The following is a 10,864-nucleotide window of genomic DNA, read 5'->3' as shown; positions in this document are numbered from 1 at the left end:
CAAGACCGTTCCTAACAGGAACCTGCCGTTATTCTTTCACAGTAGGTGAATGAGAAGGTGATAGCCTTGCGGACAGGAAAAAGGTGAGATTCTTTTTCGGTAGTTGGCTTTTGTCTTGGTTCGCCAACGTTTTGATAGATTTTTATAAGTTTTTTAAACCAGGTTAACAGTGGATTATAGTAGCTATAGTGCAATTTGGATATAATAAAAAAGCAAAGAAAGCGATTTTATCGTTTACTTACGTTGTCTGGAAATACTTCCCTATTTTTAAATGTAGGACTAAGTATGATTATACGAAGTAAACATTCCGTGTTGAAGTTATATGATAACTATAATTAGGGAGGAAAATGTGTGTCAAACACAAACATAACCAAAAAGTTGACTTTAGTATCCCTAGTATTAATGATTTTTACTTCTGTTTATGGATTCAACAACATTCCAAGATCATTTTATAAGATGGGTTATGCCGCTATTCCTTGGTACATATTTTCAGCCATAACCTTCTTTGTTCCTTTTGCATTAATGGTAGCTGAATTTGGTTCCGCCTTTAAAGAGGAAAAGGGTGGTATCTACTCATGGATGGAAAAATCCATCGGTCCAAAATTTGCATTTATAGGAACGTTCATGTGGTATTTTTCTTATATAACTTGGATGGTCAATGTCGCATCCGGTATGTGGGTTCCGGTGTCAAATGCTATCTTTGGACAAGATACAACACAAAGCTGGACTTTATTTAATCTTCGAGGACCTCAGGTTCTGGGGGTTTTAGGGATTGTATGGATTCTTATAGTAACCTATACATCAACTAAGGGTCTGGATAAAATTAAAAAAGTAACCTCTTTAGGTGGTACTGCAGTCTTGTTATTGAATGTATTTCTTTGGATTGGTGCAATAGTAGTACTTATAGGTAATCATGGACATTTGGCGCAGCCGATTACAGGGTTACATTCATTTACTCAAACACCAAATCCTCAATATGCAGGAGATATTATTGCTTCGTTAGCATTTGTAGTATATGCTCTCTTCGCTTATGGTGGACTTGAAGCAGTAGGCGGTTTAGTGGATGTAACAGAAAATCCAGAAAAAACGTTTCCGAAAGGAATTCTTTTATCTGCAGCCATAATCTCTGTAGGGTATTCATTAGGAATACTATTAATTGGAATATTCACAAACTGGGCATCTGTAATGGGTATTGCGAATGTTAACCTAGGAAACGCAAGTTATATAGTTATGGCCAATTTAGGCTACTCACTAGGTACCGCTTTTGGAGCAAGCCATGCTACAGCTACGGCTTTGGGATTTGGGGTTGCAAGATTCATTGGACTTTCAATGTTCCTAGCACTGTCCGGTGCGTTCTTTACCTTGATGTTTTCACCGTTAAAGCAGATGATTGAAGGAACACCTAAGAGATTGTGGCCGGGAAAAATCGGTGAAACAAAGAATGGGCTGCCTGTTAATGCTATGTGGATTCAAGCTGCTATTGTTTGTGTAATGATTGCACTAATTGCTTTCGGTGGAAGCACAATGGCCGCATTCTTTAACATACTCGTTTCGATGACTAATGTGGCTATGACAATACCGTATATATTTATAGCACTTGCATTCCCGTATTTTAAGAAAAAAGTGGAAATCAATAAGCCGTTTATCGTATATAAAACGCAATTGAGCGCAAATCTTTGGACATGGATTGTTGTTCTAACAGTTGGACTTGCAAATTTCTTTAGTATCGTACAGCCGGCTTTAGAAGGGGATATGCAAACAACCATTTGGAGTGTGGCTGGACCCATTATTTTCTCAGTTGTTGCATGGTTAATGTATAGCAAATATGAAAAAATACATGATATAGAAAAGCAGAAATAAAAGAAAATAAGTTAACCTTAAATAAGGTGAAACTTCCATCAGTGGGGGATAAAATTGATGGTAAGTTAATAGGCTTGTCCAAAATGGACAAGCCTGCTTTATAATAATCCAGTATTACCTAATGCTCTATGATGATCTTAAGCATTAAGAAAAACGAAAATATGCCGCGCTTGAATATCCAGGGATTTGTGCGGCATATAAGATCGGTTTAGCTTCGTATAGTTTTAAATAAACAAACTAAATAAAAACTGCTGCTTTCTTTTTATGTTCCAAATTCCGATAAACAAGTGCAAGCAGCATCGACGGTATGGTACAAACAATCATCCCGATAAAGGCGTACCTTGGCTCAATTTCGTATAAATAGGCACCGAAAATTGTAAATACGGCAGTGCTCCAGCTAAGAGCCAGTGCTGAATATATGCCTTGTGCTTTCGGAATCTGTGTAGGTGAAATGTTTTTGACTAGGTATTTCATAAAAGCATAATGCCCCATAGCAAATGAGCATGCATGCAAGGTTTGTGCGATACAAAAAACAATTACATTAGGAAAGGCAAATACTAATATCCAACGTACGGAAGAACCAAGTGCTGCTAGTGCAAGTAAGGAGCCTACTGAAAAGTTTTGAAACTTCCGGTCTGCGATTGAGAAAAAAATGATTTCCGCGATTACGGCAATGTTAATAATTACACCTATTAAATATTTGGGTGCATGGATTTCTTGTAAAAAGAGATAGCCATAATTGTAATAAGAAGCGTGTGCCGCTTGCAGTAAAATTACTATAATGAGTACCAAACTAAAGTGCTTGATATGAAATAATTTTAACATGCCTTCTTTTTGTGTTTGGTCTGATTGCGGCTTTTTAGATAAAATGACAGGTGCACGCATAAAACCAAGACACACGAATATCCCTGTGCCAAGTAACAGGGCCCATAAAATCACTTCATCTCCAAGCATCCCTGTAAAGATAGATAAAATCATGCCGGCTAGGACGAATCCGATGGATCCCCATTGACGGCTTCTCCCGTAATCTTTTAATTGGTTACTTTGTACGAGTACGCCAGCAGCGCTATCTAAAGCAGGCATCAATGTTGGATAAAAGAAATGGAATGCTAATGTGACTATAAGTAAGCTAGTAAAGGAACTTGCCGGAATATAACACAGAATAGCAATCAGCGTGCCGATTCCCGCCCCATTTAATAAGGTTTTACTACTACATTTCCCTGATAAATAAGGAAATGCAAATAATGTAGAAAGGCCTCTTGCAACTAAACCTAAGCTCATAATCAAACTAGCTTGAGGAACCGTAATTCCTTTTGTATGAATCATCCACCCTGTCCAATAGGGTAGGAAAATTCCCCATGTCATAAAAAAACTAAAAAACTGTATACTCATCCAGCGATGTGTGTTCATGCTGTATCCCCTCCCATAGTTTGCATGTTATCATGTAAATACGTAAAAATAATATGAGATATCTCATATTTTTGAGGTGGATTATGGAAATCTACAAAGGCGAGAAAAAGCGACTGCAGTTGAAGAAGAGCTCTATTGCGCATTTATTTTCTTTTCCAGTTGAAGAGTTTATGGAAGTGCACGAGTATCAACGGGATGAATGGATTATTCAAGAAGGTATGAGAACGGATTTTCTATTTTATGTTATTGAAGGGAAAGCAAAGATATATGTAACACATCAAAATGGAAAAGTTTCCTTAATTAATTTTATTAACACAAATGAGTACATTGGAGAAATGGAATTATTTAATGAGGTGTACTATACAAAAGGAATTCAAGCATCAATGAAGACCATTTGTTTTGCTCTTCCTATTCATCGTTGTCGCACACAATTGATGGAAGATGCAAAATTTCTACGTGAATTAACTAAGTTTTTAAGTATAAAGGCAACACTTATGGCTGCAAAGTATTCACAAAGCCTTGCCTTCCCACTTGAAAACCGGCTTGCAGATTTTATTTTGCAAACAGCTTATGAAGGGGTTTATAAGGAGAAACACGTAACGGTTTGTGATTATCTAGGTGTATCCTACCGTCACTTATTGCACGTACTAACACAATTTTGCGATAAAGGATATTTGCAAAAGGAAGGGCGATATTATCAAGTTAAACAGTATCATTCTTTATATGAACTTGCAGAGATGTTGAAGAATAAGTAACCATTTAGATAAAGTGAAACTTTAATCAGTGGGGGTTTTCTTCATCGCTCACCTAACTTCTTAAGAAAAGCGGAAGTGGCTCGTTCAGAATGTGAGGGGGATGGAGCTTCTGACGTAGAGGTGCTTTTTACCTCGTAGGAAGAAGCGAAGCCACCGAACATTCTAGCCACTGGAGCTGGACATTGCTTTCGCCGAATTTTGAGGTGGGAGTATTACTGCTCACGAATAGCGGGATAAAAGTATGTTGTGTAGTAAAAATTGTGATTGGAAGCAAAAAAGTAACAGCCCCCTCTAATTTGATGGAGAGGTGCTGTTTTGTTATTTGAGTGCCTAGATAAACATTTGTTATATGAATAGGTGTTTTGCTCAATCAGGATTTTCTTATCCAAATGAAGAAAAAGAATGACCAAATACAAAAAACGGCTGAATTCCTCCAATTGCACTTTTGTGTACTTTAATATTCTCCTTTAATTACAAAAAACGAGCCTCGAATTGTTCCAGCTAGTTTAGATTTCTGCCTAGCAAACTTAAACTTCCCTTCTAACTCTTTTGGTACTTCCATCCCCTCAGAAAGCTTAAAACCAACCGCCCGCTTCTTAGGGTTATCAACTGTATACATGACGTTGATCACAAGCCCATCCTCATAAATGACGTAAGTAAATTTAATATTTTCCACTTGAAAACGCGACGTTTCTAAAGGTTTGGCCGCAAACTCAATATCACGTTCTTCTTTCAAAATTCGGTTCACATAATCAAGGGTCTCCTGGCTTTCGCTAGCTGGTACAACCGTAAATTCATGCTTGTATTTGTTCATAAAGTAACGGGCTTCATTAGCACGTAAACCAGCAAGCGCTTCTGCTACAGGTGAAGACTCTAAACCAACCGTAGACACATTTTTAAAATCAACGATATAGGACAATTCTATTCCTCCTTTTATCTCCTTATTTCCTAACAACAGGAATCCACATTTCACCAAATACTAAGCCGTTTCGTTGCCCCATCTTAACCGTTGCATTTGGCCCACCAACATAGGCAAAATTCTTTGCTTCTGGCAAGACTTGACCAAAGGTAATGCCGGTAAGTTTATTACTCAACTCATCAGTCGTCTTTCCTTCCCCTTTAACAACTAGGTATTCTCCCTTAGGAAATTGGATAACTCTGGATTCTTCTGGTACCGATGCCTCTGTCATGACGCCAGCATAATGCATCATCTTGTTATTCACCGCTTCGTTCACGACGAAAATGTAGTCATTTGTGGCTATGGCTTTTAAAGTGTCAAGTCTTCCATCTTGTTTGATGGCCCACCAAAAGTCTTCCTTTTCCTTGTTTATGCCAGCATAGTCTGTGTAATCGCTCTTAAGTTCAGTTCCAATACCTAAAACGGTAAAGCTGTCTTTTTCTTCTAGGGTATAATCGGCCATATTCAAAACCTACCTCTTTTTTTAGTAATCAAATGATTTGTCTTTTCATTTGATGAGTTTATAATAGCTTTAAATCATGTCAAAAAATGATACTGTTTAGGAGGCTCCGATGAAAAAAGTTGAACGGATTAATATCATCATGCGGTATATCAACAACCGCGCCCACTTTACAATTTCTGAAATCATGCGAGAATTTAACATCTCTCGTTCGACAGCTATTAGAGATATCAGAGAAATTGAAGCCATGGGGATGCCGCTTGTCGCTGAAGTTGGAAGGGATGGGGGTTATTTTGTCATGAACAACTCTGTCCTGCCCACTGTTCGTTTTACCGATAATGAGATTAAAGCTCTTTTTATTGCCTTTATGGCCACAAGAAATAAACAACTCCCTTATCTAAAGAGTCGTCAGTCTTTAGCTGAAAAATTACTAGGCCTCATCTCAGAAAACCAGCAAGATGAACTGGTTCTTTTAAATCAAACTTTGCTTTTTGAAGGGACCAACCCCAATAATCCCGACCTACTTGATCTGTCAGACCTACCCCATCCTATGTTAGAAAAACTTATCCAAATCCTTCTTTTGGATAGCTATTTATTGATTACTATCAAAGAAGAGAAGGTAATAAAGTCTTATCCCATTTATCTCTTGCACCTTTATCATGAAAAAGGCCTTTGGCTGATTGAAGGTTTTGACTTAAAGGATGAAAAGAGGCAAATTTTCCCTGTCGACAATCTCACCAATGTCAAAGCATACCCTGCGAAAAAAAGATTAAGTAAGAAAAAGATTTTAGAAAAACTAAGTAAGCAGGAAGAAGTAATTAACCTTGTCCTTGAGCTTGGTCCAAAGGCGATTGCCCAGTTCAAAAAATATCATCCTTTAAAAGTTTCAATTTCCTATACGCATCCTTACCAAGCCACGGCCATTCTAAAGACGTTTATCAATGTTAATAATCCCGAAGAATTGACCGAAATAACAAATTGGCTACTTTTCCTAGGTGGGGATATCAAGGTCAGGGAAGTGCCACAAGAGGTATTAGAAGGTTTACAAGAGAGAGTATGCTTATTCTGCCCATAAAGAGTGCTAGTTAAAACCAAAATAAATTTGAGCTTGGTTAGTTGCTTTTGTATAATATTTCAAAATTTGTTCGATATTTTACAATTTGTGTTTCGAATTCCATGTTATGATTAATTGGTAAAGATTAACTTATTAAAATTCTGAAACACTAAAGGGGAAATCGCATATGAAAGCAGTAGTGGTTAATAAAAACAGCAAAGCAAACATTGAAGTTATCGAAAAAGAATTACGTCCGTTACGTTCAGGCGAAGCATTAGTAGATGTAGAGTATTGTGGGGTTTGCCACACTGACTTACACGTTGCGAATCATGATTTTGGTAACACAGATGGCCGCATCCTTGGTCACGAGGGTGTAGGTATTGTTACTAAAATTGCTGATGATGTTACTTCACTTAAGATTGGTGACCGTGTAAGTATCGCATGGATGTTCCAATCTTGTGGACGTTGTGAGTATTGCGTAACTGGTAGAGAAACATTCTGTCGTGAAGTTAAGAATGCTGGTTATACAGTAGATGGTGGTATGGCTGAACAATGTATCGTTACTGCTGATTATGCGGTAAAAGTTCCAGAAGGATTAGATCCTATTCAAGCATCATCAATCACATGCGCAGGCGTAACTACATACAAAGCTATTAAAGTATCAGACATTAAACCTAGTCAACCTATCGTAATCTACGGTTGTGGTGGATTAGGTAACCTAGCTATCCAATATGCTAAGAATGTATTTGGTGCGAAGGTAATTGCAGTAGATATCAATGACGACAAATTAGCATTAGCTAAAGAGGTTGGTGCTGATATGACTATCAATCCAATTACTCAAGGTCCTGCTGACAAGATTATTCAAGAGGTGTTTGGTGGCGCTTATGCCGCTGTAGTAACAGCAGTTTCTAAAGTAGCCTTCAACTCAGCGGTTGATTCAGTACGCGCTTGCGGTAAAGTAGTTGCGGTAGGTTTACCAGTAGAAACTATGGATTTAAACATTCCACGACTTGTACTAGACGGAATTGAAGTAGTTGGTTCTCTAGTTGGTACTCGTAAGGACCTAGAGGAGGCATTTATGTTCGGTGCAGAAGGCAAAGTAGTGCCGGTTGTTCAAACTTGCCCACTAGATGACGTACAAGATGTATTCGAAGAAATGGAACAAGGTAAGATTCAAGGTCGTATGGTAATTGATTTTAAACAGCACAAGTGTAATTGTGAGTGTAAATAATTTATCATATTTGGCGAGAAGACCCCCACCTCAAACGAAACGGTAGGTGGGGGTAGTTCAATTTGTTTCAACCATCGTTGGTACGATTCTTTTAATAAATATTAAAAAGGTAACTTCTTTGGAATGAGTCCAGTATTAAGCGAAAAAGAATCGCTTATTTGAAGAAGAAAGCCTAAAAAACAACAAAACCCACGGAGAAAATAAATTTTCTCCGTGGGTTTTAATCATTTAAAGGGGTTTTTAGGACAGCCTCTCCTTCTTTTTCGTACTGTCTGCTTCACCGCTATTGAACTTCTTCTTGATTAGGGAATTTATTACTTTTCGTACAGTTTGGTATTAATAATAGTAGTATAATAGTGAATGGGGTGTTAATAGTATGAAAGATATAACCTTAGGTTTACTACTAGATGTTATTGGTGAATTATTTTCAGATGAAATTTCAATTGCCGTTTCGAATACAGAAGAATATATCTACTATCGACCAAGTAAACGAATTGATTTAAAGATTAGCGTCGGGGATCCAATAAAGGAAGGGACGATTGCCCATAAAGCAATGGTGACGAAGCAAAAGGCCTCTGAGTTTATTAACCGAGATGTTTTTGGTGTTCCTTATCACGGAATGGCCGTACCATTTTTAAATAACGGAAAGCTTGAGGGATGCGTGACGGCAATTTATCCAGCTTTAACGGATGGGAAATCGGTCGTTACTTTGAAAACAACGGACGGCTGGGTTCCTGTTCCTTTTTCAAAGGTCATGTATTTAGAGGCAAAAGATAAAAAGACGTATGTGAATTCAGAAGAGTTATCAGGAACACATAAATACTCTCTGCAAGAATTCGAATATTTGCTTCCGAAGGATTCGTTTATTAGATGCCACCGCTCATTTATTGTAAATGTGAATCATATTAAAGCGATTTATCCTGATACCCATTCTACTTTTTTACTTTCGATGGATAATGATGAGAGGGTACCAGTTAGTCAATCATATGCTAGTTATTTTCGTAAGCTTCTAGGCTTCTAGATTTTTCTGCTTTAGAACCTAGATTCGCTATTTTATCTGAATTTTCGGTATCGTATACCAAAATCCCTATTTTAATAGTGTTAATGTGTAAAATAATTATGAATATTCATTAAGAGAGGGATTACATATGGAGAATAATTTGGATAGAATCAGGGATCATCGTCTGAAGGGCCGAGTAGTTACACCTGAAGAAGCGGCTTCCTGGATTGAAAGTGGAATGACTTTAGGCTTAAGTGGGTTTACACGTGCAGGTGATGTGAAAGCAGTCCCATTTGCGCTGGTGAACCGAGTTAAGCATGATAAATCTTTTAAAGTAAATGTTTATACTGGAGCTTCCTTAGGCTCGGATGTAGATAAATTATTTGCTGAAGCAGGAATTTTAGGAAAAAGATTGCCTTTCCAAGCCGATCCAACTATGCGAAAAGGAATTAATAATGGAGACTTTTTATTTGTGGATCAGCACTTATCTCATACAGCAGAGCTACTTCGTGCGGACGTTATGGATATAGATGTTGCTATTTTGGAAGCGGTTGCAATTACTGAGGATGGAATGATTATTCCAACCACTTCAATTGGAAATTCTTTAGCGTTTGCCCTAAATGCTAAGTCCATTATTATTGAAATGAATATGGCTCAATCTACACAACTAGAGGGGCTACATGATTTATATGAACCTGGAAAACAAGGAGAAAGATCTCCAATTCCGCTCGTGAAATCAGATGATCGAATTGGAACGATTGGAATTCCGATTGATGTTGAAAAAGTGAAGGGTATTGTGTTTACGAACCAACTTGATTCGCCATCGACGATTGTTCCTCCAGATGAAGAAACTGTTATTATGGCACAGCATTTAATAGAGTTCCTTCGAAAAGAAGTAAAAGTAGGCCGATTAACGAATAGTTTAGCGCCGTTACAATCGGGAATTGGTTCAGTAGCTAATGCAGTGCTGCATGGAATGTTAGATTCGGAGTTTGAAGATTTAGAAGTGTATTCCGAGGTATTACAGGATGCGGTCTTTGATCTTATGGATGCTGGAAAAGTACATTTTGCTTCTTGCTGCTCCATCACGCTTTCTGAAGAGAAAATGCAACAGGTATTTTCCAACTTTGAAAAGTATCGCGACAAATTAATGATGCGCCCGCAAGAGATTTCCAATCATCCTGAAATCATTCGCCGCCTTGGATTAATCTCGATTAATACTGCTTTAGAATTAGATATATACGGAAATGTCAACTCTACTCACGTTTTAGGTACAAAAATGATGAACGGTATCGGTGGTTCTGGTGATTTTGCAAGAAATGCACGCCTAGCTATCTTTGTTACGAAATCGATTGCGAAAGGTGGTAACATTTCAAGCATCGTTCCTTTCGTCTCTCACGTAGACCATACGGAACACGATGTCGATGTGATCGTCACTGAACAGGGATATGCTGACTTAAGAGGACTGGCGCCAAGAGAAAGAGTGGAACTAATTATTGAGAATTGCGCACATCCAATGTATCGTGACCAACTACGTGCTTATTACGAAGAAGCGCAAACAAGAGGTGGACAAACTCCTCATGTTTTAGAAAAAGCTTTTTCTTGGCATACGAATTTTGCTCAAAATGGGACAATGATTGAAAAGGTACTGGAAACTGTATAAGCAAGTAATAATAAACCACATACAGAGGATTCCATTTCATATTAAAGAATTGAAGTTAAGTTTTGAATAAACAATATATCTTCTATTCATATACAAGGACAGGCTTACTTAAGTGAGCTTGTCTTTTTTAGTTACTTTTCATTACTATAATTAATGCCGATTCAAGGATTATACAAATATTTGGTAAAACAAAGTATACTTAATATCAGCACTACATTTAATTGGGAGTGATTTCTATATTTAGGGAAAATGCGAAAAGGATACTTTTATCATTAGTAACAAATCCAATACTAATAATTGTATACGGGATTTTCTGTTATGAGTTAGCTTTATACTGTAAGTATGGAAGAATGAATTACAATATTTATATTTTATTATTATGTGAATCAATTTCATAATTTTCAGCCCTGATATACCAATGGTTTTGAGCACACAAAAAAGGAGTACCTCCCCAAATTCTTGTATAATGGTAG

General features: G+C 37.4%; 9 protein-coding genes and 1 pseudogene. 7 read left to right on the top strand and 3 right to left on the bottom strand.

Going from position 1 to position 10,864, the window contains the following annotated elements; genetic code table 11:
- Positions 1–351: 351 nt before the first annotated feature.
- Positions 352–1,860, top strand: a complete 1,509-nt coding sequence (gene yjeM, locus Q9306_RS23915) for a glutamate/gamma-aminobutyrate family transporter YjeM (RefSeq protein ID WP_306203036.1) — start codon at positions 352–354, stop codon at positions 1,858–1,860.
- A gap of 237 nt (positions 1,861–2,097) precedes the next feature.
- On the opposite strand, the gene Q9306_RS23910 is transcribed toward yjeM, so the two are convergent.
- Complete coding sequence (locus Q9306_RS23910) at positions 2,098–3,270, bottom strand: MFS transporter (RefSeq protein WP_306203034.1); 1,173 nt, start codon at positions 3,268–3,270, stop codon at positions 2,098–2,100.
- An 83-nt stretch (positions 3,271–3,353) separates the two neighbouring features.
- Between Q9306_RS23910 and yeiL the strand changes: the two genes are divergently transcribed.
- On the top strand, positions 3,354–4,025 hold the full coding sequence (gene yeiL, locus Q9306_RS23905) for a transcriptional regulator YeiL (protein ID WP_306203032.1): 672 nt from the start codon (positions 3,354–3,356) through the stop codon (positions 4,023–4,025).
- A 454-nt stretch (positions 4,026–4,479) separates the two neighbouring features.
- On the opposite strand, the gene Q9306_RS23900 is transcribed toward yeiL, so the two are convergent.
- Positions 4,480–4,944: a DUF8821 family protein gene (locus Q9306_RS23900; RefSeq protein ID WP_306203030.1), complete on the bottom strand. Its 465-nt coding sequence runs from the start codon at positions 4,942–4,944 to the stop codon at positions 4,480–4,482.
- A gap of 22 nt (positions 4,945–4,966) precedes the next feature.
- Entirely contained in the window at positions 4,967–5,446 is a 480-nt protein-coding gene (locus Q9306_RS23895; protein WP_306203039.1) for a GyrI-like domain-containing protein, read from the bottom strand.
- Positions 5,447–5,555: 109 nt separating this feature from the next.
- Between Q9306_RS23895 and Q9306_RS23890 the strand changes: the two genes are divergently transcribed.
- The 5 genes and pseudogenes from Q9306_RS23890 to Q9306_RS23870 form a co-directional block, all read left to right on the top strand.
- Positions 5,556–6,518: a helix-turn-helix transcriptional regulator gene (locus Q9306_RS23890; protein ID WP_306203028.1), complete on the top strand. Its 963-nt coding sequence runs from the start codon at positions 5,556–5,558 to the stop codon at positions 6,516–6,518.
- Between the two features lie 166 nt (positions 6,519–6,684).
- Positions 6,685–7,728, top strand: coding sequence for an alcohol dehydrogenase AdhP (adhP, locus tag Q9306_RS23885; RefSeq protein WP_306203027.1), 1,044 nt, complete (start codon positions 6,685–6,687; stop codon positions 7,726–7,728).
- 376 nt (positions 7,729–8,104) lie between these two features.
- Entirely contained in the window at positions 8,105–8,749 is a 645-nt protein-coding gene (locus Q9306_RS23880; protein WP_306203025.1) for a LytTR family DNA-binding domain-containing protein, read from the top strand.
- Between the two features lie 127 nt (positions 8,750–8,876).
- Positions 8,877–10,391, top strand: a complete 1,515-nt coding sequence (gene scpC, locus Q9306_RS23875) for a succinyl-CoA:acetate CoA-transferase ScpC (RefSeq protein ID WP_306203023.1) — start codon at positions 8,877–8,879, stop codon at positions 10,389–10,391.
- 227 nt (positions 10,392–10,618) lie between these two features.
- Positions 10,619–10,774: pseudogene (locus tag Q9306_RS23870) on the top strand (WD40/YVTN/BNR-like repeat-containing protein); the annotation flags it as partial.
- Positions 10,775–10,864 lie beyond the last annotated feature (90 nt).

The organism is Bacillus multifaciens, from assembly GCF_030756675.1.
GTDB classification, from domain to species: Bacteria; Bacillota; Bacilli; order Bacillales; family Bacillaceae_G; genus Bacillus_A; species Bacillus_A multifaciens.
Note: the sequence above shows the minus strand (reverse complement) of the source record. Positions and strands in the feature narration are given on the sequence as shown.

Coding starts and splice junctions, on each gene's coding strand:
- Q9306_RS23910 (WP_306203034.1), bottom strand. CDS start 3,270: ATGAACACACATCGCTGGATGAGTATACAGTTTTTTAGTTTTTTTATG.
- Q9306_RS23890 (WP_306203028.1), top strand. CDS start 5,556: ATGAAAAAAGTTGAACGGATTAATATCATCATGCGGTATATCAACAAC.
- adhP (WP_306203027.1), top strand. CDS start 6,685: ATGAAAGCAGTAGTGGTTAATAAAAACAGCAAAGCAAACATTGAAGTT.
- yeiL (WP_306203032.1), top strand. CDS start 3,354: ATGGAAATCTACAAAGGCGAGAAAAAGCGACTGCAGTTGAAGAAGAGC.
- scpC (WP_306203023.1), top strand. CDS start 8,877: ATGGAGAATAATTTGGATAGAATCAGGGATCATCGTCTGAAGGGCCGA.
- Q9306_RS23895 (WP_306203039.1), bottom strand. CDS start 5,446: ATGGCCGATTATACCCTAGAAGAAAAAGACAGCTTTACCGTTTTAGGT.
- Q9306_RS23880 (WP_306203025.1), top strand. CDS start 8,105: ATGAAAGATATAACCTTAGGTTTACTACTAGATGTTATTGGTGAATTA.